This window comes from uncultured Chitinibacter sp. (genome assembly GCF_945957625.1).
Taxonomy (GTDB): domain Bacteria; phylum Pseudomonadota; class Gammaproteobacteria; order Burkholderiales; family Chitinibacteraceae; genus Chitinibacter; species Chitinibacter tainanensis.
Window position 1 is genome coordinate 166,461 of record NZ_CAMFLP010000002.1, and the last position, 22,027, is coordinate 188,487.

Sequence of the window (22,027 nt, forward strand, 5' to 3'; positions counted from 1 at the left end):
CGGCGCGGTTTATTGGGCCGGCCCTGCCGGCAATAACCATTCGGTTTGTTGCAAAGCGCGCTCTAGCGGCGCACTGCTCTGCTGAATCTTGCCCAGCAAGGCGCTGCCCATCCACAAGCTATACAAAGTGCTGGCCAGCTGGCTAGGCGGCTGGCTGGCCACCAGCTCGCCGCTGTGCTGACCACGAGCAATTGCTTCGCTCAGCAAGGCTTCGATGGCTTGCGTGCCTTGAGCCAGCGTGGTGCGCATGGCGCTGGATAAATCGGCCACTTCCGCGCCCAATTTCAGCGCCAGACAGCCGCCAGCTTGGCATTGCTGATGGGTGATCCAGCCGCCAAAATACTGCAACAAAGCCGCGCGGACATTGCCCTGCGCGGGCGAGAGCTGCTGTGCCAAGCGCGCTTGATAATCGGCAAAATACCGCTCCAGCATCGCCACCCCAAAGCCTTCTTTCGAGCGGAAATAATGATAGAACGAGCCTTTGGGCACGCCCGCTGTTTGCAAAATTTCGGCCAAGCCGGTGGCGGCAAAACCTTTATGCAAGATAATTTGCTCAGCGGTGGCCAGAAGATGGCTGCGGGTATCGTCGGTGCTGGTTTTCATCATGCCGCCATCCTACTAGACGACTGGTCTAGTAGCAAGCCCCCACCCATGCCGCTCGTCACTTGTTGCAGTGGGAATTTGCCGCAATGCTGGGTGCACGCAGGCTAGCGTGCAACTAACTGTGGAAAAACCCAACTGCGCCGCGCGTGAATTTCCCTTATCGTGCCGCACCTTTGCTGCTGTGGAGCATCACCATGCCCAAACGCCATACCTGGCTGGAAGACGCCCAAGGCTTACTCACCGGTGTCTTGTTAATGGCGCTGGCCATCCAGTTTTTCAAGCACGCCGGTTTGCTCACTGGCGGGATTACTGGCCTGGCCTTTTTGCTGTATTACGCCACCCACTGGGCCTATGGCGCGATCTTTTTCGCCATTAGCCTGCCGTTTTATCTGTTTGCCTACCGCGTGCTGGGGCGCGAATTTACGCTCAAAACTTTTCTGTGCATCGCCATGCTGTCGGTGCTGGCCGATTGGCTGCCACACTGGATTCAATTTGGCCAGCTGCAGCCTTGGTTTGCCAGCATTATTGGCGGTCTTTTGGCGGGGATCGGGATTTTAATGCTGATCCGGCACAAGGCCAGCTTGGGCGGGGTAACCGTGATGGCGCTGTTTTTGCAGCAGCGCCATGGCTGGCGCGCTGGGCATATCCAGCTGGTGTTTGATCTGTGTATTTTGGCCGCGGGCGCCATGACGGTGAGCGGCGAGAAACTATTGCTGTCGATCATGGGCGCAGTGGCGCTGAATCTGGTCATTGCCATCAATCACCGCCCTGGCCGCTATATGGGCATGTAGGGTATTTGGCTGTGCGCCCTATATTAATTAGCACTCAAGCCAATACCCACGATGCCGCATAACTAGGTAAAGGCACCTGACTGATTTCAGCTCAGCCCGGTGCCGCCCTATTTTACTGCGGGTAATACGCGCTCAGCGGCTGTTTCAGTTTCAGCAGCCACAGCTCGGAGTCTTCCTTAGTGGCTTTGACCTGCAGCGCTTCGCCTTCGGGCAACCGGCCATCTTTGATCAGGACATCATCCAGATCTTTGCCGCTGGCCAGCTCGGCTTTCAGGCCGAAATCGTTGTCGTTAATCAGCGCCAGCTGACCATCCACCACCGTTAAGCCTTCGGCTTTCTCGGCTTGCCAGCCGATTTCGCGCAGATCAAACATCCGCTGCTTGCGAATCAGCTTGAGGCCGGCCAATTGCTCGGCGGTAGCGTATTCGGCCTCTTTGCCCTCCAGCTGCGGCAAAGCTTCGGCGCCGGCAATGTCGATCACATACAGCACATTGCGCATCTGTTTATCTTTGCCTTTGCCCTGCTCCACCAGCACGAAGCGCTGATTATCCAGCGCCACCAAGTCGCCGATTTTGGCATCGCCATTTTTCTTGTAGGCGGCGCTATCCAGCGGGTAGCCCAGCATGCGGGTCGCGCCGGTGGTCGGGTCTAGCTCCAGCAAGCGGATAATGCCGGCGCTGTGTTTGGTTTCGCCATTGATATTGAGGGTAGATTGCAGCATGGCGTAGATCTTGCCATTGGGGGTGCGCGCCACGGCTTCAAAGCCGCGATTCGGCTGGCGATATTGCAGCACCTCGGGCAGGCCGCGGCCCGGGGCCAGCTGTTGCAGTACTTTGCCAGTTTTGGCTTCCACTTTCAGCAGGAAGGGGCCATATTCATCCACCACCCACAGATGACCTTTACCATCAGGCACGATGCCTTCTGGATCTACCCCACGCGGATGCGCCGGCAGCACCGCCAGCGTGTCGCTCAGCGCCACTTCACCGGTCGCACCCACCGTGCCCGCTGGCAGTGGCAAACCGCTCGCCGGGCCTTCAGCAAACTGGAACGGCTGGCTCTGGATTACACTGGCGCTCTTGCCCCGCACCAGCTTGATCTGGGCAAAACGGGGCTGGTAATCCGGGGTGAGGAAAATCTTGCTCTCCAGCTTTTTGCCACCCTCTTGCACGCGCGGCGCATCGCCATTCGGGCCGCGATCACCGGTGGACCAGAACAGCAAATTACCCTGCGCATCTTTGCCCTTAAACGCTAGGCCCGAGCCCGGTGCAAACGGCAGCCCCTGCGGGAATTCGCTGGCAAACGCACCGCTGTACGGCAGATTGAACTTGGCCGGGCTTTGCAGCGCATAGCGCTCTACCGCCGCCACCTGTGGATGATTGACGCTCTCGGCGCGAAAAGCATCGCCCGCTTGCGCCCCACTTGCCAGCACTGCCGCCAGCATCCATGCCCATTGCTGCATACCCACCTCGTTAAATGAAATCTGCTTGCAATATTACGCAGCGGCGATGACGAAACGATGACAAATTCGGTCGGTGCCGCTAGTCAGCAAGCGCCAACTTGCAGGCTAAGCAAAAACCCAAATATCAAATACCTATACCCTGTATATACGCCCAGCCTTTGCATAAAATAGCTTTTGAAAACATACCCATAGATTAATTTTCAGCCGCGCGAGCGTTTGCCGTTGAGCGTCACCACTCGTCGGCTTACATTCAAGTTTTGATAAGCCATACCTCGGTACGGTATCGGTGGGCGAAATCGGCGGGGCTTGGCGGCGGCTGGCGATACCCTGCCGCGCAAAAAGCAAGCCAAGCCCGCGACGGGCGGTGGCCACTAGGCCGAAATGATTTTCTTGTCTTTACTGAAATTCAAACAGCATGATCAATCAAGACAAGGGATACCGAAATGCAGCTCTCAATGAAAATGTGTGCCGTCCCGATTTTGCTCGGGATCGCCTGCTTACTGGGGTATGGCGTGCTCAGCAGCGCCTTTGATCTGCGCGAAATCAGCCTCGTATTGCTACTCCTGCCGCTGGGCTGGATGCTGATTTTTGGCGGCATTTATATTGGCCTGATGTATCTGAGCCAGATGAGTATCGACCCGATCCGCTTTCGCCCGCACCGCCATCACTAAGTCTGGCGCTTCACCCCCAACAACGGCTCGCTGCGGCGGGCCGTTGTGCTGTGGGCGCCGCACAGAATCAGGTCAAGGATTTTTACCTTTCGTCGCCCAATCAAATACCCCAGTGACGTATATCACCGTAGCCTATTCCAGCTATACCTCTGCAGCAGATACCTTTAATCGTTTCGCCATCTAGACGTCATCGCTTTGTCGCGTAATTGCAAACGGCCTGAAAACTGCGCCCTCTATGCTCGCGGCATTTTTTGATGACGAGGTGCATATGTCTGCCCATCCCCGCGCCGGCCTTTTTGGCTTGGCCCTGCTTCCCCTGCTACTGGCCGCGTGCGGCGGTGGCGAACTGCAAACTCCAACCAGCAGCGTCACCGCGCCCACGCTCAGCGGCCGCGCGATCCTGCCCGCCGCCACTTTCGCCGATGGCCCGATCTCGGGCCAGTATCTGGGCGGAACTTTGTTTAACGGCCACAGCGCGCCGTTTGCCAAACAGCCGGTACAAGGCTTTTCAGCGATTCTGAAAAACGCCGATGGCAGCTTCCTGGTGATGGCCGACAACGGCTACGGCAGCATCGAAAACTCGGCTGACTTTAATCTGCGCGTGTACACCATTCGCCCGAATTTCAAAACCGCCAATGGCGGCGATGGCAGCATCAAGACCGAGAAATTCATCGAGCTGAAAGACCCGAATAAACTGATCCCATTTGCGATCACCAATCAATTCAGCAAAGAGCGCGTACTCACCGGCGCCGACTTTGATATCGAATCGATGCAGCGCGCCCCGGATGGCACGCTGTGGTTTGGCGATGAATTTGGGCCGTTCCTGCTGCACACCGACGCCAATGGCGTGCTGCTGGAAGCACCAATCAAGCTGATGGATAGCGAAAACGCCGGCCAGGAAATCCGCTCGCCGCAAAACCCATACAGCGAAGAAGGCAGCGCGGTACGCATCATGAATGCCGTACGCGCCCATGCGCAGAGCTTTGGCGCCAAACGCGCGCCGGTGTTCTCGCCGTACTTTGTGCAGCTGAAATACGACGCCAATGGCGTGAAATCCAGCCCGGACGCCCACTACGCCCGCGGCAAAAACCCGCAACCGGGCCTCACCCCAGCCACCAGCGAGATTTTTGATGTTGCCTCGCTCAAGAGCGCTGGCTATCAGGTGGTGACCTGGACGGTGAACGATAAAGCCAAAATGACCGAGCTTCTGAAAGCCGGCGTGAGCGGCATTATCTCTGATCGCCCCGATCTGCTGCTGGCGGCGGTGAAAGAGTTTGATGCCAATAAAGACGGCGTGCCGGGCGACTACCTGACCAAAGACGGCCTGATCGACCCGGCCAAATTTGACGCCCAAGGCCACCGTGGCGCGCGCAATCTGCGCCCAGAAAACACCCTGCCCGCCTTTGAGGCCGCGCTGGATAATCTGATGACTACGCTGGAAACCGATTCGGGCATCACCAAAGATGGCGTCTCTGTACTGAAGCACGACCCCTACATCGAAACCCAGAAATGCCGCCGCACCGATGGCACGCCGTACAACGACATCAAGCAAGAAGTGCTGATCAAAGACCTGACACTGGCGCAAATCCAGGCCGACTATATCTGCGATAAAGTCTTCCGCGGTGCCGACCAGAGCAACGACGTAGCACTCTCGCCAGTTTCGGCCGCACTGGCCACGACCAAGGGTTACACCAGCCCGTATGTCTTGCCGAAAACGCAGGATATCTTCGATCTGGTTACGGCCTATATCGACTACTACAGCACCGGCGCGGGCAAAACCCATCCGGATGCGGCCAAACGCGTGGCCAACGCCAAGACCGTCCGCTTTAACATCGAAACCAAGATCAATCCGCGCAGCGACAAGGACAACCACGATAAAGTCTACAAAGACCGCACCGTGGGCTTTGAGCAAATGGCCGACACGCTGGCCAAGGTGATTGTCGACAACAAGATGGAAGCCCGTGCCGACATTCAGAGTTTCGATTTCCGCACCCTGCTGCGCGTACAAGAGAAATTCCCGGCCATTCGTACCGTGTATCTGTTTGGCGATTTCCCGATCTACCCAGATCCGGCCAATACCGATGACGGCACCAATATGCAGGATGAAAACGGCAAAAACACACCATGGATGGCCGGCCTGTATTGGCCGTATCGCAGCACCGCCACCAGCAATCCATTCCGCGCGAAAAAATCTGGTGGTTTTGAAGGTATGGCGCTCTCAAGCGATGGCAGCAAGCTTTACCCGCTGCTGGAACAACCGCTGACTGGCCACGATGATAAAACGCTGCTGATCAGCGAATTTGATATCGCCAGCCGTAAATACACCGGCAAAACCTTCAAGTACAAGCTGGACGCCAAAGGCACCAATATCGGCGACTTTATCCTGTTTAACGCCGAAGAAGGCATCATTATCGAGCGCGATAACAGCACTGGCGATCTGACGGGCTTTAAAAAGCTCTTCAAGATCAAGCTGGGCAAAGCCGGTGATTACGTTGAGAAAACCGAACTGGTCAACCTGATGGACATTAAAGATCCAAAAGGCATCAGCGGCACCGCCAGCAATGGCGATATCGGTCTGGGTGGCGTCTTTGCCATGCCGTTTGTCACCATCGAAGACGTGGTGGTGATCGATGAAAACACCCTTGGCGTGCTCAACGACAACAACTACCCATTTAGCGTGGGCCGCCACATGGGCACCAAGCTGCCGGATGACAACGAATTTATGTTGATCACCCTGCCAAGCCCACTGAAACTGAAGTAAACCGTGCCGGCCCGTTCTGGGCCGGCCCAATAAAAAAGCCCGCGCTTGCGGGCTTTTTTATTAGCTTGCTCTGACATACCACCAGGCTGTATTAACCTACAGAGCATTCAATATAATACCTAGATCGATATACCCTAGCGTTTCTCGCTATGCAGCAAGGCTTCACGCGCATCTTCAAAGCTCATTTCTTCCGGGCGTACCAGGCGGGTTTTATGTTTAAGGCGATAGCCCCACCAGATCGCCAGAAACAGCGGAATCCCGATATACGTCGCGGTAACGCCCAGCCAATCGATCTTGCCGGCGGCAAAGGCCTGATAGTTTTGCCCCAACATCACCAGAACACACAAGCTAAACGCAAATAGCGGGCCATACGGGAAAAACGGCGAGCGATACGGCAACTCATCCAGCGAATGGCCTTGTGCCAGAAAACCCTGGCGGAAACGATAGTGGCTCACCGCAATCCCCAGCCAGGCAATAAAACCGGTCATGCCCGACATATTCAGCAGCCACAGATACACGGTTTTATCTTCGCCCAGCGCGGTCAGGAAACACAGCATACCCACCGCCGTGGTGGCATACAGCGCATTGCGCGGCACACCGTTGCCCGCCAGCTTGGCAAAGATCTTGGGCGCCAAGCCCTGCTGGGCCAAGGTAAACAGCATCCGCGTTGAGGCATACATACCCGAATTACCGGCCGAAATAATCGCCGTGAGAATCACTGTATTCATCAAGGCGGCGGCAAAGGCCAAGCCTGCATTCTGGAACACCAGCGTGAACGGGCTCATGCCAATGTCGGCAATATCGTTTTTCAGCAGCTTGGGATCGGTATAAGGAATCAGCAAACCAATCAGGAAGATGGCAATCACATAAAACAGCAAAATCCGCCAGAACACCTGCCGGATCGCCCGCGGAATCGCTTTATGCGGGTTTTCGGCCTCGCCAGCGGCCACGCCGATCAGCTCGGTACCCTGAAACGAAAAGCCGGCCACCATCATCACGCCGATCATCGCGGGCAGGCCACCAACAAAAGGCGCCTCACCCAGGGTGAAGTTATGCCAGCCGCCCTGCTCACCGCCGTGCATCACGCCAAAAATCATCAACAGGCCGGTGGCGATAAACACAATCACCGTCACCACTTTGATCAGTGAGCACCAGTATTCGGCCTCACCAAAGCCCCGCACCGAGATGTAATTCAATGCAAACATCACCGCCAGAAAGCCGGCGCTCCAGTAAATACCGGGCACATCGGGAAACCAGAACGCCATAATCAGCTGCGCCGCTACCAGCTCGACTGCAATGGTCACCGCCCAGTTGTACCAGTAATTCCAGCCCAGTGCGAAGCCAAAGCCCGGCTCGACAAAGCGCGCACCATAGGTGGCAAACGAGCCCGACACCGGCATATAGGCTGCCAGCTCACCCAGACTCGTCATCAGGAAATACACCATCAGACCAATCAGCAGGTAGGCCGCAATCGCACCGCCTGGGCCGGCCTGGGCAATGGTAGCGCCCGAGGCCACAAACAGCCCGGTACCAATCGAACCACCGATGGCAATCATCGACAAATGGCGCGCTTTCAGATTGCGCCGCAAGGTGGGTGGGGAGGAAGAGGTACTCATTACGTGGGCTGCATCCTATGTTTTGATTAAAAAATGGTCAGTTGATGATGCCTGAAAAGCCCTGCGCTGTCGTTTGTGGCTATCCCTAGTCAAACACAGTGCAGCCACAAAGCCAGTCAAACAGCTTGACCTAAAATCAGCGACGCCAGCTTGCAGGGATTTTTCACCGCGCCAGCACAGCATGTAGGAAAGCCCACACGCCCGCCGTTTATCGTCTCAGCGCCCGTCTTGCTACCCCAGCCCCAGCGTAAGCAGCCATGCTGACGGTAAATATAATTCTGCTGCGCGCCGCCATGCCCTTGTTGCTGCTGGCCCTCTTGCTGGCAATGCCAGCACTGGCCCAAACCACCATCACCCTGAACGCCGAAGATGATTGGGCGCCGTATTCTTATGTAGAGCGGGGCAAAGAGGGCATTCAGGGCCTGGCGCCCAAAATCATCACCGCCGCCTTTGCCACCCAGCAAATCAAGGTCAATTATCGGGCGGTGCCCTTTAGCCGCTGCCTGCGCGAAACCGAGGAAGGGCAGGCGCTGGGCTGTTTTGATATTGAAATCAATAGCGACAACGCCAAGCGCTTTTACTTTCACCGCACGCCGCTGTTTCAGGAAGGCCTATCGATCTTCGCCCGCGCCCCGCATCGCACTGGCCTAAGCGCGGCCGACTTGCCCGGGCATGCAGTGGGCGCCACCAATGGCTACACCTATCCGCCGGTAATCATGCAGGATAGCCGCATCCGCAAAGATATTTCCCCCAGCGATGAAGTCCAGCTACGCAAACTACTGGCGGGCGGGCGCATCGACTACGCCCTGATCAACACCACCCCGGCCAAACTGCTATTCAAGAAAAACCCGGCCTTCAAAGGCGCGCTGCTCGAAGTCGGGCTGGTGAATCAGGCCAGCTTCTATATCGGCTTTAGCAAGAAACACCCCGATGGGCAAAAGCTGGCCGAGCTATTCGAAGAAGGCCTGCGTACCATCAAAGCCAATGGCGAATATGAGCGCCTAATGCGCGAATTTCGCGCCAGCCTGCAGTAGTTCAACTCGCTTTGCGCCGTGGCAAAACAGCAATTTTCATTGGGTGATAGCCTGCATTCCGCTATCCTGAAACTTATCCCGTTTGAATGTACTGTAACAGCCGCGTGAATCCCGCCATTCTGACCGCTATTTTGCAGGCTCAGTCCGCCTTTTTGGCCGACAGTGTTGCGCCCGCCGTGTGGCAACAAGCCTTGCGCCAGCTGCTGCCACTCGCCCCGGCGCGCGGCGGGCTGCTGGCCAGCTTGCGTGATGATGGGGCGCTGGGCATTCTGGCCATTAGCGAAGGGCCGCAACTGAGCCAACCTGCGGCACTGGCGCCACTGCAACTCCCCTGCGAAGACTGGCAGCGCCTACATCGCTGCCAACCTTGCTGGGTCTCGCTGGATCAGCTACAGGCGCTGAATCAGCCGGCCTTGGCTTGGCTGGCGGCCCAAGCCGGCACCCGCTGGCTGGCTCTGCCCCTGCACCGTGAAAACCATTTGGAAGGCATCGCCCTGCTGGCGGTGCAAGAGCACGATTTGCTGCCACTGCAGCTGGATGAACTGGCGCCGCTGTTGGCCACGCTGGCGCAATTACTGGTGTTTCAGCGGCAAAAGGCCGCTTCCGCCGCCGAACAGGCCAGCCAGCGGCGGCAACAAATGGCCTTGACCACACTCTATCGGATTACCGAACTCACCGGCGATGATGATCTGGCACTGATGCAGGCCGCCTTGCAGCTGGGGGTGGACTATTTTGGCCTTCCCTTTGGCGCCATCGGCCAAATTACCGCCCAAGATTACCGCGTGGTGGCCACCTATCTGGATGGCCAAACCCCGCAGCTGGCCGCGCATTATCCGCTGGCCGAAACCTACTGCCAGCTCACGCTGGAAACCAACGATGTGTTTAGCGTTTCGGCCATGGGCAGTTCACGCTGGTCACAAGCGCCCTGCTACCGGCGTTTCGGGCTAGAAGCTTACATCGGCGTACCGCTGCGGGTTGCGGGCCAGCGCTATGGCACGCTGAGTTTTTCTTCGCCCCAAGTGTATAGCCGGCTCTTCGATGAAATCGACGTCGGCTTTTTACGGCTGGTGGCCCGCTGGGTAGAAACCGCACTCGAGCGCCAGCAAGCGCGCAGCGAGCGCAAACGCCTGCACGAACGCTTTCAGAAAATTGGGCAGGAAGTCCCCGGCCTGATTTTCCAAACCCGGATGAATCTCGATGGCAGCAGTGCTTATCTGTATGCCAGCGCCGGCATCGAGGATATTTACGGCCTGCAGCCTGAAGACGTGGCCAACGATGCCTCGCGGGTATTGGCAGTCGTGCATCCGGATGATCTGCCCGCCGTGGTGGCCAGCTATATGCAGGCACTGGAAACCCTCAGCCACTGGGATACCATTTACCGGGTCAACCACCCTGTGAAGGGTGAAATCTGGGTTGAGGGCCATGCCAAGCCCGAGCGCACGCCAGAGGGTGACACCATCTGGTATGGCATCGCCACCGATGTTACCGCGCAAAAACAAGTGCAGTTGCAACTTGAACACGCCAAGCAAGCGGCCGAGGCCGCCAATCAGGCCAAGAGCCAGTTTCTGGCCAATATGAGCCACGAAATCCGCACCCCGATCAATGGCGTGCTCGGCATGACACGGCTGCTGCTCGATACCGAGCTCAGCCCCCAGCAGCGCGAATACGCCGATACCGTGCGCTATAGCGGCGATGTGCTACTGAGCGTGATCAACGATATTCTGGATTTTTCCAAAATCGAAGCTGGCCATCTGGCGCTGGAGCAGATCGATTTCGAGCTGGCCACGGTGCTGCACGAGCTGGGCTCGATGATGGCGCTGCGCATCCGCGAAAAAGGCCTGCACTATCAGGCCGAGCTGGCCCCAGGCGTACCCGCCCGCCTGCGCGGCGACCCGGGACGCCTGCGGCAAGTGCTGCTCAATCTGGTCGGCAATGCAGTCAAGTTTACCGACACCGGCGGGGTACAGCTCAGCATCAGCGTGGCCAGCCAAAGTGCCAGCCACTGCACGCTGCAATTTAGCGTGCGCGATAGCGGCATTGGCATACCGGCCGAGAAAATCCCGCAGCTGTTTAACCGCTTTTCGCAGCTGGATGAATCCACCTCGCGCCGTTATGGTGGCACAGGGCTCGGCTTGGCCATTTGCCAGCAGCTGGTCACGCTGATGGGCGGTGAAATCCGCGCCAGCAGCCAACCCGGCCAAGGCGCCGAATTCAGCTTCACCCTGCCGCTACAAGTGGCCGACCCCGCCAGCGCGCAGCCTGCCCCACGGGTGCCGCAAGCGGCTAATGGCCAGCATTACCGGGTTTTGCTGGCCGAAGATAATCCGGTGAATCAGCGGGTGGCGGTCAAAATGCTGGAAAACCTCGGCTGCAGTGTGCACACCGCCAACAATGGCCTGCATGCCCTGTCGGCGCTGGCGCGGCAAGATTTCGACATTGTGTTTATGGATCTGCAAATGCCGGAAATGGATGGCATAGAGGCCACTCGCGCCATCCGCGCGGGCGACGCCGAAGTGCGCGACCCGGCCATCGCCATCGTGGCGCTCACAGCCAATGCCTTGGCCGATGAAAAAGCCCGCTGCTTTGCCGTCGGCATGAATGATTTTCTGGTCAAACCGATCCAGCCCGAAGCGCTGGCCGGCGCTTTGCGCCAATGGGGTACGGCCCCCTAACACTCAGCTTGTGCGTTTGCACAACGCCAGATACCCCCAGCCCCCGCCCAGCGCAGCCCGCGTGCCATAATTTCCAGCATGACCCTCTGCTCGGAAACCGCCATGACGCTGCAAGAACGACTGGGATTTGCCCCTACCGACCGTGTTTTGATTGTGCATGCCGACGATATTGGCATGTGCGAAGCCACCGTAAGCGCCTGGCGCAGCCTGCACGGGGTCAGCGCCATGAGCTCGGCCTCGGCCATGGCGCCATGCCCATGGTTTCCCGCCGCCGTGGCCGCTGCCCGCGCTGCGGGCGCTACAGCCGACATGGGTTTGCATCTCACGCTCAATTGTGAATGGCGCGAGCATTATCGCTGGGGGCCCATTACCGGTGGGCATACCCCGGCAGGGTTAGCCGATACAGCTGGCTATTTTCATCCGCTGGCGGCCGATACCTATCAGATTGCCGATCTCAGCCGCGCCTACGATGAGCTGGCGGCACAGGTACAGCGCGCCCAAGCCTTGGGCTTGCCGCTTACCCATCTCGATACCCATATGATGACGGCGCTGCACCCTGAGCTCTTTCGCCATGTCTTGCGCCTGAGCGCCGAGCTGCAATTGCCGGTGCTGGTACCGCATTATCGCGACCCGCAGCTATTTGCAGATGAAAGCAAAATGCCGCTGCCGCTGTGCCAGCAAACCAGCGCCCTGATTAGCGGTGCCGCCGAGCAGGTCAAGCCGATTGACGCATGGGCTGTACTGCCATTCGGCCAGTATCTGCGCGATGAAGAACGGCTGCTGTGGGCCGAGCATGTACTCAAATATTATTTCCACGCCCCCGGTGTGTATGCGCTGATTGGCCATCCGGCCAGCGATACGCCCGAGCTGCGGGCGCTAGCCCCCGACTGGGCCACCCGCGTGGCCGATCTGCGCCTGTTTGCCAGCGCCGGCCTGCGCGAGCTGATTGCGCGCGAAAACTACCGGGTGGTGGGCATGCGCGAAATCGCCGCGCTGGCGCCGCACACTCACAGCACTGTCACATCCACCGCCTATGCTGCCGCGCATTAACCGGAGAAACCCGTCATGAACAATATCGCATTGCTCTTACAAGGTGGCGGCGCGCTGGGCGCCTATGAGTTGGGCGTATTGCGCCGCATGCACGAACAAGGCCTGCTGCCGGTAAAAATGGTGGCCGGCGTGTCGATTGGCGCGGTCAATACCGCGGTGCTGGTGGGTAGCAAACACGCTAATCCGCTCAGTGCGCTGGAAACACTGTGGCAAAAACTCACCGTGCCCAATATCCCCTTTGCGCCGCAAATCGTTGAGCAAAATTTATCGCTCTTGGGCAACCCGCATATGTCACGGTTGCGCACCGATGTGTGGAATATGCCGCACTGGACTTCGGTCTACTCGGCTGACCCATTGCGCGAGCTGCTAACCGAGCTGGTGGATTTCGACAAACTCAATGCCTCCGAGACGATTGTGCAGCTCTCGGCCGTGCAGATCGAAAGTGGCGAGATTGCCACCTTTAGCAATCGCGATGGCCAGCGGCTGGAGATGGAGCACGTGATTGCTTCGCTGTCGATTCCACCGATGTTCCCGCCGGTGGTGATCGAGGGCAAACATTACTGGGATGGCGGGCTATTTGATAATGCGCCACTGGGCGCAATGATTAATGCCCTGCCGCCCCAGAGCGAGGCGCATTTTGTGATCGTGAATCTGTTCCCGCTCAAAGGGCAGGTGCCGGGCAATCTGGTTGAAACGCAAGACCGGATGCTAGAGATTATTTTCTCGAACAAAGTCTTGGGTGATATGGGGCGCATGGCCGATTACAACGGCTTGGCCGAGCTGTATCAGGCGCTCAACCAGAGCCTGCCGGCCGACTCTCCGATCCGCCAGCTGGAGGGTTTTAAAGACATCGCCCGCCTGCGCATGCTGCTGTCGCCCACGGTGATCACCAATCAAATGCCCGAGGCCGAGAGCACTACGCTGGATTTCTCGCCACGCAGCATTGCCGCGCGCATCGCCGCTGGCTACCGCGATGCCTGCGCCCAATTCTAAGCTCTTTCATTATTAAGGGTATTACTTGCCAGCATATAAATTAAAGCCTGGCAAGCCATACCCCAACACCAAATCCCCACAACGCTCAATCAGCCGCCCTGAGCGGGCCAGATTGAGCGTTTGTGCATCAAAGTCGAGCGTTTACGCATCATCGCCCACCCGGCGCCCATTTATGCTGATCAGCACATTCACCCCGTTTGGAGCTTGATGATGTTGATCCGCCGTTTTAGCCAATTCACCCTCGCCTTGGTCGCCAGCAGCATGCTGCACGCGGCCGACTTTACCCTCAACAGCCCCGATCTACAGGCCGGCCAGGCCATGAGCCGCCAGCAAGAATTCAATGGCTTTGGGTGCAGCGGTGATAACCGCGCTCCCACGCTGAACTGGCAGCACGCCCCGGCTGGCACCCGCAGCTTTGCCGTCACCGTGTACGACCCCGATGCGCCCACCGGCAGTGGTTGGTGGCATTGGCTGGTGGTGAATCTCCCCGCCACCAGCAATGGTCTGCGCGCCAAAGCGCTGCCGGCTGGCGCGCTGGAAACCCGCACCGATTACGGCCAGCCCGGCTATGGCGGGGCGTGTCCGCCGGTGGGCGATGCGCCGCATCGCTATATCCACACCGTCTGGGCGCTGGATATCGAGCGTTTACCCGTGGATGCGCAAGCCAGCGGCGCGCTGGTCGGCTACCTGCTCAATCAGCATGCGTTGGGCAAAGCCCAACTCATCGCCACCTACCAGCGGCGCGCCCAGCCATGATCGCCAGCCTGGATCACTGGGTGCTCACCACTGGCGATCTGGCAAGGTGCCTGACCTTTTACAAGCAGCTGGGTTTAAGCGCGGTTGAATTCGCCCCCGGCCGCTGGGCCTTGCACTTTGGTCAGCAAAAGATCAATCTGCATGAGGCTGGCGCCGAAATCAGCCCGCATGCCCGTTACCCACAGCCGGGCAGCCAGGATTGGTGCTGGCTCGTGAGCGAGCCGCTCGCGCAAGTGCAAGCGCGGCTGCACGCACTGGGCATCGCCATCGAGCAAGGGCCAGTGCGCCGGCAAGGCGCGTGCGGACCGCAGTGGTCGATCTATCTGCGCGACCCGGATGGCAATCTGCTCGAGCTGGCCGAGCAAGACGCTGCCAGCGCAACACAGGAGTAAACATGGCCAATTTGCAGCTACGCAGCATTCAGCATGGGCTGATCTTGGCCCAAGAAACCCAGCTGCTGCGCGAAGTGCATTGCCTACTGCCGGTGTTAATGCGGGTGCGACAGGGGCAGAAACACTGGTGGCTGGGCGAGCACAGCGGGGTGGCCAGCACGGGCCAGCTGCTGCTGATGCCCGCCGGCGCGACGCTGACTGTGCGTAATGAGCCCGGCCCGCAAGGCTATCGCTGCGAAGTTATCACCCTTGGCCCGCAACTGGTGCAGCTGGCGCGCCAGCAACATGCGCAGTGGCTGGCGCCGCAGGCCACCCACAGCCCGCGCTATAGCTGCCCCGCCAGCCCGGTGATTGGCCAGCAATGGGATGAATTATTCGCCGCGCTCGCGGCGCATGAACCCGAACCGCTGCTGGAGCACCGCGCCTGCGGTTTATTGCTCAGCCTCTTGCTGGCCGACTGTGGCGGCCATCTGCTGCTGGATCGCAGCAGCCGCAGCGATGAGCGGGTGCAGCAGCTCTTGCTACTCAACCCCGGCCATGATTGGACGGTGCAAGCCCTGGCGCGCCAGTTGCATGTGGGCGAATCTACCCTGCGCCGGCAATTGCAGCAAGAAGGCACCTCGTTTCGCCAGCTACTGGATCAAGTGCGCCTGAATACCGCGCTGGGGCTGCTGCAAACCACGCGCCAGCCCATCGGCCAGATTGCACTGCAATGCGGCTACGCCTCGGCCTCGCGCTTTAGCCAGCGCTTTAGTCAGCGTTTTGGTATTGGCCCGCAACAGCTGCGTAAATCGATTCCCGCGGCCAACCACTAGTCGTGGGTATATCCATCCAAGCCAAGCGAAGAAACAGCCCCATCCATATACCCCACCAAAACAGTGAAAGCCGGCAAGGCTGCGGCAAACCCGCTATGCTGGGCAGATCTGCTGTCTTGCGTTGGAGCCTGCCATGAGCAATCACCCCGCCTTTGATGCCAAATACGCCGCCGGCCGCGCCCTGCGCGACACAACCGCCCGCGGTAGCCATCATCACCCCGGCAATCTGGAACGCGACCCGGTGCAGCTCTTGAAGCAATCCAGCCAGGGACGAGTGCAACGGCTGGTGCCGCTGCGCTATGGGCGAATGCTCACCTCGCCGTTCGCCTTTTACCGCGGCAGCGCCATCATTCAGGCGCACGATCTGGCCGGTACGCCGCACAGCGGCATTTATCAACAGATTTGCGGCGATTGCCATCTGATGAATTTTGGCGGCTTTGCCACCCCCGAGCGCAATCTGATCTTTGATCTGAATGATTTTGACGAAACTCACCCCGGCCCGTGGGAATGGGATGTAAAACGGCTGGCGGCCAGCTTTGCCCTCGCCGCCGACCACATCGGCTGCCATCAGGACAAGATGGATGACATTGTTTATGCCGGCATTCGCAGCTATCAAAGCCACCTAGCCGTTTACGCCGAGCTACCGGCGCTGTCGCTGTGGTATGAGAAAATCAGCTTTGCCGATCTGCGCGAAGACGCCACCGACCCCGATGCCGCCACCCTACTGGACGGCCTGATCGCCAAAGCCGGCAAACGCACCAATGAACTGCTGCTGCCCAAAATGAGCCAGAAGCAGCAAGGCCGCTGGATTATGAACGACAATCCGCCCAATTTATTTCATATCCACGGCGATAACCGCCTATTCGACGAAGATGACAACTGGCTCTCACTGGGCAATTGGCACACACTGGCCGACGGCCTGATCGAAAGCTATCGCACCACGCTCAGTTATAGCCACCAGCAATTGCTGGGCTATTTTTATCCACAGGATATGGCTTTTAAAGTCGTTGGGGTTGGCAGTGTGGGTACACGGTGTCTGGTCTTGCTGCTGGCCGATGATTGCGACAACCCGCTGTTTTTACAGATTAAAGAAGCCGTGCCCTCGGTACTGGCGCAATTTAGCCCCAGCCCCGCCTGCAGCTTTACGCATCAGGGCCAACGCGTGGTGACCGGGCAGCGGGTGATGCAGGCCGCGAGCGATTATTTCCTCGGCTGGGGTACTGGCCCGTTTGGCCGGCATTTTTACTTCCGCCAGCTGCGCGATATGAAGGTCGCAGTGGAGCTCGAAACGCTAGATGGCGATTTATTACAGCATTACGCCCGACTTTGCGGGCGCGCCCTCGCCCGCTCGCACGCCCGCGCCGGCGGCCAAGGCGCGCAAATCAGCGGCTATCTGGGGCGCAATGATCGCTTTGCCAGCGCACTGGTCGATTACGCGCAAAGCTATCGCGCGCAAGTCGAGCGCGACTACCAGCAGTTTCGCAGCGCCTGCCAGCGTGGCGAATTACCCGCGCAAACCGAAGCCGATTTTGGGGCCGATTTTCGGCTTTAAATCCCCCCCTGCTAGATGCAGTGAGGCAGTTCACGATGCAAGTTTTCGACAAGCGGCAGGTAAAGATCGGACATTCAACGACCCTAGATGGGCTTTTACAGTGGGGATGTGTGGCCATCCGGCCATGCTGAATAAGCGGCACAGACCGCCCACTAGAGTGAGAGCCATGCCAACGCATCAACACATACCTCCATGCAGTATTAAACCCAAAACCAGTCCAATCAAAACCTTTATAAATATACCCGTATCTTTCATCGCAGCTAGCTTACTAGCTCTAGGCAACGCAGCATCTGCGGAGTCTAGTCCAGCAATTTGCGCCAATTATTGGCAAACCGATCAGGCTTACCATGCAGGTGATGTGCGTAGCCATCTTGGCCGTAATTATCGAGCCAACTGGTGGACGCAAGCCATGCGCCCCGATCGAGCAGCCAGCCGCAGCGAATGGCAAGATTTAGGCCCTTGTCAGTACCCTGCCCATAGCGTGATCACACTGCGCGGTGATCAGCTCACACCCATCACAGGTCCAGCTATGCAGATTGGCACGCACTATCGGGTGCATATTCTGCTGCCCGCTAACTATCAGCCGGATCGGGCTTACTCGACACTGTATGTGGCAGATTGGAGCTGGCTAGGGGAGCGTAGCAGTATGCAAGACTTGCTGCGCATATATGAGCAACGTGAAGTCCCCCTCTCGGAACTGCGTAGCGTGCCCGAGCAAATTACTGCCGCCGAGGCCGCAGGTGAGGCCTCGCCAGTCATCGTGATCGGGCTCGAATGCCCCGATGACCTGCTCGCCTGCCAGATTCGCCGCGAGCGGGATTTCACGCCCAACAGCTGGGCGCCAGAAGAAGACTACATTCGCGGTGTATTGTGGCCGGAATTGCCAGCCGGTCTAACCGTTAGCGGTGGCGGTGAGGCATTTGGCCGATTTCTGCGTGAAACCGTGATACCACACGTTGAACAACGCTTTCGCGTTGATCCAAAGCAGCGAGGTTGGCTGGGCACTTCTCTAAGCGGTTTATGGGGGCTTAGCCAACTCAATCAACGCTCACGGCTATTTAGTCATTACCTGCTCAATAGCCCATCACTGTGGTATGCCGATGGCGCGGTGCTCACAGAATTGACAGCCCAATCTCCAGTGAATTTACGGGGTATCCGCACGGTTTATCTCAGTAGCGGCAGCGAAGAAGCCGCCGAACAGCCCTTGCTGGATTTGCTGGGTGCACAATTACGGGAAAAACAGATTCCCACTGAACAGCGCACCCTGCCAGCAGCCACCCATCTTTCCGCCCCCAGCAGCGCCACCCGCATCGGCCTGCCATTGGTTTATCCTGCTAGCAGTGCGCCCTAACTGGGCACACGCACTCCGCTAGGGTCGCAGTTTTGTGGCCCTAGCCAGTCGTCTGGGCTCTCAATAGCTGGAAGGATGAGCATAGGCGAGGCTTCGGCAACCCAGCATCCGGCACGATTGTGCGATGGCCGCGTGGAAAAATATTCGTTCAAGGACCATAGGCCCGATTCCATGCACACTCTAAGTGCAAAGAAAATACGAAGGTGGAAAGGGTAAATTGGCGCCTTTGCATTCGCAGGGCGGCCCCCTAAGATGAGAGTGACTCTCGCTCCGGGTACAACAATGCGAACTGCTTTTCTGGCTCTGTTAATGTGCTGTACGACGGCGCAAGCGGTTTGGGCGCCAGTGCAAGCCACGGTGGATGGTAAGGCCCAGCGCTATACCCCGCTGGCAAAAGCCCAAACCCCATGGCGGATTTGTGCCTTGTTACCCCAAGGCAAAGATAAATTCTGGTGGGGTGTCTCGTGGGGGCTGGCACAACAAGCAACCCAAGTCGGCGTCAAAATTGGCATCTATCAAGCCGGCGGCTACGATCAGCCGCAACGCCAGAAAGCTCAGTTTGAAGAATGCCTACAGCTGGGTGCCCAGGCGATTATTCTAGCCACCATCGATAGCGCCGATATTTCGCCGCAGATCAGCAAGGCCAGCCAGCAAGGTGTACCCGTCATAGATCTAACCAATCAAAATGATCATCCGCAGATCAGCGCTCATGTTTACAGCAGCACCCAAGCCATGGCCCAAATGGCCGCCAATTACCTGCTAGCCAGCACCACAGGCAAAAAACCCGTGGTGGGCTGGTTGCCCGGGCCACTGAATGCGCAATGGGTAAAAAAGGCCGAAACCGGGCTGCAACGCAGCCTGCCGGCCGAGAAAGCACAGGTCATTCACGGCGGCTACGCCCCAACCGATCTGAGCTCGCAAATGACGCAGTTACGCGCCCTGCTGGCCCGCGTTCAGCCTGATTTCTTGCTCCTGAACGCCGTTGCCGCCGAAGCCGCAGCACGGCTGATGCCGCATCAACCCGTGGCGGTGCCCATCGTGGCTTATTACAGCAATGAGGGCGTACTGAATGCGCTCGCGCACAGTAAAATCAAAGCCGCCGTCACGAGCTCACCGGTGATAGAGGCGAGGATTAGCGTGGATCTGGCCGTGTGGGTGCTGGAGAAAAAACCCTACCCGCGAGTGGTTAATCCGCCGATCACGCTGCTAACGCCGGAAAATGTTCAGCAATTCAACCGCAGCCAACTCAATGCGCCAGAGCAGCAATGGTTTATTGCCCGTCCGCTGCCGAAATAAGCCCAACACAGACAACTACGGCGCGATAAAAGTTGGCTGACCCAATCATCTAGCAACAGTGCAGGCGCCCCAACAATGCTGAACAACCAGATTCCTACAACCAATAATCCTTCCCCAGATCCAAGTCACCCAAGCCCACAGCCGGCCTGCCCCACCCCCGCTAGCCTGAGTGGCAATCTGTTTGCGGCGGCCACGCCACCCGCCAGTGGCGAGCTATTTAGCGTCTTGCTGGAGCGGCCGGATTTATTGATTGAGCGCATCGTCAGCTCAGATCAACTCAGCCCCACGCTGTATTGCCAAACGCAAGACGAATGGGTGGTGCTGCTGCAGGGGGAAGCCAGTGTGCAGTTGGGCGCTGAGCGCGTGCAGTTGCAGGCCGGGGATTATCTGTTTATCCCTGCGCAAACGCCGCATCAGGTGCTCGCAACCAGCGCGGGTGCGCTATGGCTGGCGATTCATCATGGACCGCGCGGGGCGGCGTGAATATCACCACGCCAGCCGGCTAAGCTCACAGGTATATCGTCAAAAGCATTATTTGAATTAGCCTACAATTAAATACCCACAGCAGGTATTTTAACAAAGCCAGCGGCAGCACCACCGCAGGCCTGCGCCCGCTAGGCAAAGCAGCTGCAGCGGCGTAGCGTAATGCGCAGAGATCAACGCTTGGAGCCGCTATGTCTAGCTACGCCTCAGAATACCTCAACACGGTCACCGCCCTGCTGCAGCGGGTGCAGGATGAACAACTGCTCCAGCTAGAGGCCGCCGCCGCGCGCATTGCCGCCTGCATTGCCAGCGGTGGGCTGTGGCATGTGTTTGGTAGCGGCCATTCGCAGTTGCTGGCCGCCGAGCTGTTTTACCGCGCGGGCGGCCTCGTGCCGGTGAATGCGATTCTGGATTTACCGCTATCGGTGATGGTGAACGCGCGCCGCTCAACGTGGCTGGAGCGAGTGCCCGGCTATGCCGAGCAATTGCTGCAGGATGAACCGGTCAGCGCCGGTGATGTGGTGCTGGTGATTTCCAACTCGGGCCGCAATGCCGTGCCGATCGAAGTGGCACTGGCCGCCAAAGCGCGCGGGGCAACGGTGTTTGCGCTCACGGCGGTGGATTTTTCGCGCCGGGTCAGCTCGCGCCACCCTAGCGGCTATAAGCTGCTCGACTGCGCCGAGATCGTGTTTGACAACTACGGCGTTGATGGCGATGCCGTGGTGCAGATCCCCGGCTGCGCCAGCGCGGTGGCCGCCACCTCTACCGTGGTGGGCAGCGCATTGTTGCAAGCGCTGGCCGCAGCCACCGTGGCGCAATTACAGCAAACTGGCCACGCAGCCCCGGTCTGGCAAAGCGCCAATGCCGAAGGTGGCGAGGCCCAAAATGCCGCCCACCTCGCCCAGTATCAGGGCCGGATTAAGCGGCTATAGCCATGCGCAACCCTCGCCTACTACGCTGGCTACAAGGTGCGGCGGTGATCCTGCCGCTGCTGTATCTGCTGGGCGGCGCCATCGTGCTGCTGCTATTTTATCGTACCCCGCCCGATGGTCTGGGCAATCTGTTTATTGTTTTATATACACTGCCGCTGGCGCTATTGGGGCATAGGCTGTGGCCGGGGCAGTTTCCCTTTATGCCCGGCGGCTATTATCTAGCACATACGCTGTACTTTATCCCCAGCGTTTTGCTGCTGACGGGGCTGCTGTGGCTGGCTTTGCGCGCACTGGCGCGGTGGCTGGCACGCGGCCCATCTCACGCGCAGCCCGGCAATCAGCAATAAAAAACCCGCTCGATGTCCCGAGCGGGTTCAGTCTGCTTTAGCCTACAGCACTGCGGCGCTTTAGCTGGCGAGCTTCAAGCCCATCACGCCAGCCACGATCAAGCTCAGGCAAGCAATGCGGGCGGCATTAAGCGGATCGCCAAACCAGATAATCCCGCCAATCGTGACACCCACCGCGCCCAGGCCAGTCCAGATCGCGTAAGCGGTGCCGGCCGGAATATCTTTCATCGCCCACGAGAGCAGGCCCATATTCAGAAACGACAGCAACACCGAGCCCAGCATCAGCCAGCGGCTAGGGTAAATCTGCACCAGTTTGAGCGACAGCGCCCAGATAATTTCAGTAAAAACGGCAAAAGCCAGAATCAGCCAACCTGACATCACAACCTCCTACGGGGCCTTGAACAACGGGCTCGGAAGGTCGAGGCTGCCGGAAACCCGCAAGAGGCAGCGGCC

Annotated in this window: 20 protein-coding genes; 16 read left to right on the plus strand and 4 right to left on the minus strand. The window is 58.5% G+C overall.

Features of this window, described 5'->3' with window-relative positions:
- Positions 1–9: 9 nt before the first annotated feature.
- Complete coding sequence (locus QV747_RS04625) at positions 10–606, minus strand: TetR/AcrR family transcriptional regulator (protein WP_047396867.1); 597 nt, start codon at positions 604–606, stop codon at positions 10–12.
- 191 nt (positions 607–797) lie between these two features.
- On the opposite strand from QV747_RS04625, the gene QV747_RS04630 reads away from it, so the two are divergent.
- Complete coding sequence (locus tag QV747_RS04630; protein ID WP_034619750.1) at positions 798–1,394, plus strand: YitT family protein; 597 nt, start codon at positions 798–800, stop codon at positions 1,392–1,394.
- Between the two features lie 112 nt (positions 1,395–1,506).
- On the opposite strand, the gene QV747_RS04635 is transcribed toward QV747_RS04630, so the two are convergent.
- Positions 1,507–2,853, minus strand: coding sequence for an esterase-like activity of phytase family protein (locus QV747_RS04635; RefSeq protein WP_273429427.1), 1,347 nt, complete (start codon positions 2,851–2,853; stop codon positions 1,507–1,509).
- A 455-nt stretch (positions 2,854–3,308) separates the two neighbouring features.
- Here QV747_RS04635 and QV747_RS04640 point away from each other — a divergent pair, with 455 nt between their 5' ends.
- Positions 3,309–3,524 (plus strand): hypothetical protein, encoded by a 216-nt coding sequence (locus QV747_RS04640; RefSeq protein WP_047396868.1) that lies wholly within the window; start codon positions 3,309–3,311, stop codon positions 3,522–3,524.
- Between the two features lie 268 nt (positions 3,525–3,792).
- Positions 3,793–6,285 (plus strand): esterase-like activity of phytase family protein, encoded by a 2,493-nt coding sequence (locus QV747_RS04645; RefSeq protein ID WP_273429425.1) that lies wholly within the window; start codon positions 3,793–3,795, stop codon positions 6,283–6,285.
- 134 nt (positions 6,286–6,419) lie between these two features.
- Here QV747_RS04645 and QV747_RS04650 read toward each other — a convergent pair whose 3' ends face one another.
- Positions 6,420–7,901, minus strand: a complete 1,482-nt coding sequence (locus tag QV747_RS04650) for an amino acid permease (RefSeq protein ID WP_028450546.1) — start codon at positions 7,899–7,901, stop codon at positions 6,420–6,422.
- Positions 7,902–8,158: 257 nt separating this feature from the next.
- Between QV747_RS04650 and QV747_RS04655 the strand changes: the two genes are divergently transcribed.
- The 13 genes from QV747_RS04655 to QV747_RS04715 all read left to right on the plus strand — a co-directional run bounded on the left by QV747_RS04655 (position 8,159) and on the right by QV747_RS04715 (position 21,574).
- Positions 8,159–8,935 carry an ABC transporter substrate-binding protein gene (locus QV747_RS04655; RefSeq protein ID WP_051259045.1) on the plus strand — a complete coding sequence of 259 codons (777 nt, stop codon included), beginning with the start codon at positions 8,159–8,161 and terminating at the stop codon, positions 8,933–8,935.
- 104 nt (positions 8,936–9,039) lie between these two features.
- Positions 9,040–11,607, plus strand: coding sequence for an ATP-binding protein (locus tag QV747_RS04660; protein WP_273429423.1), 2,568 nt, complete (start codon positions 9,040–9,042; stop codon positions 11,605–11,607).
- A gap of 102 nt (positions 11,608–11,709) precedes the next feature.
- Positions 11,710–12,657: a ChbG/HpnK family deacetylase gene (locus tag QV747_RS04665; protein ID WP_273429420.1), complete on the plus strand. Its 948-nt coding sequence runs from the start codon at positions 11,710–11,712 to the stop codon at positions 12,655–12,657.
- Positions 12,658–12,672: 15 nt separating this feature from the next.
- The gene (locus tag QV747_RS04670; protein WP_273429417.1) at positions 12,673–13,650 is read left to right on the plus strand and encodes a patatin-like phospholipase family protein; all 978 of its coding nucleotides are present in this window, start codon (positions 12,673–12,675) and stop codon (positions 13,648–13,650) included.
- A 210-nt stretch (positions 13,651–13,860) separates the two neighbouring features.
- A complete protein-coding gene (locus QV747_RS04675) occupies positions 13,861–14,406 on the plus strand; it encodes a YbhB/YbcL family Raf kinase inhibitor-like protein (protein WP_373317280.1) in 546 nt (181 codons plus the stop codon).
- Positions 14,403–14,798, plus strand: a complete 396-nt coding sequence (locus QV747_RS04680) for a VOC family protein (RefSeq protein WP_273429415.1) — start codon at positions 14,403–14,405, stop codon at positions 14,796–14,798. The genes QV747_RS04675 and QV747_RS04680 overlap by 4 nt, the downstream gene beginning before the upstream one ends.
- Before the next feature lie 2 nt (positions 14,799–14,800).
- Entirely contained in the window at positions 14,801–15,613 is an 813-nt protein-coding gene (locus QV747_RS04685) for a helix-turn-helix transcriptional regulator (RefSeq protein WP_273429413.1), read from the plus strand.
- A gap of 133 nt (positions 15,614–15,746) precedes the next feature.
- Positions 15,747–17,165: a DUF2252 domain-containing protein gene (locus tag QV747_RS04690; RefSeq protein ID WP_273429411.1), complete on the plus strand. Its 1,419-nt coding sequence runs from the start codon at positions 15,747–15,749 to the stop codon at positions 17,163–17,165.
- 358 nt (positions 17,166–17,523) lie between these two features.
- Positions 17,524–18,516: an alpha/beta hydrolase-fold protein gene (locus QV747_RS04695; protein ID WP_273429409.1), complete on the plus strand. Its 993-nt coding sequence runs from the start codon at positions 17,524–17,526 to the stop codon at positions 18,514–18,516.
- 309 nt (positions 18,517–18,825) lie between these two features.
- Positions 18,826–19,812, plus strand: a complete 987-nt coding sequence (gene torT, locus QV747_RS04700; RefSeq protein ID WP_273429407.1) for a TMAO reductase system periplasmic protein TorT — start codon at positions 18,826–18,828, stop codon at positions 19,810–19,812.
- 75 nt (positions 19,813–19,887) lie between these two features.
- On the plus strand, positions 19,888–20,295 hold the full coding sequence (locus QV747_RS04705) for a cupin domain-containing protein (protein WP_273429405.1): 408 nt from the start codon (positions 19,888–19,890) through the stop codon (positions 20,293–20,295).
- A 191-nt stretch (positions 20,296–20,486) separates the two neighbouring features.
- Positions 20,487–21,227: an SIS domain-containing protein gene (locus QV747_RS04710; protein ID WP_273429403.1), complete on the plus strand. Its 741-nt coding sequence runs from the start codon at positions 20,487–20,489 to the stop codon at positions 21,225–21,227.
- Between the two features lie 2 nt (positions 21,228–21,229).
- Positions 21,230–21,574 (plus strand): hypothetical protein, encoded by a 345-nt coding sequence (locus tag QV747_RS04715; RefSeq protein ID WP_273429401.1) that lies wholly within the window; start codon positions 21,230–21,232, stop codon positions 21,572–21,574.
- 60 nt (positions 21,575–21,634) lie between these two features.
- Here QV747_RS04715 and QV747_RS04720 read toward each other — a convergent pair whose 3' ends face one another.
- A complete protein-coding gene (locus QV747_RS04720) occupies positions 21,635–21,952 on the minus strand; it encodes a multidrug efflux SMR transporter (protein WP_273429398.1) in 318 nt (105 codons plus the stop codon).
- Positions 21,953–22,027: the final 75 nt, after the last annotated feature.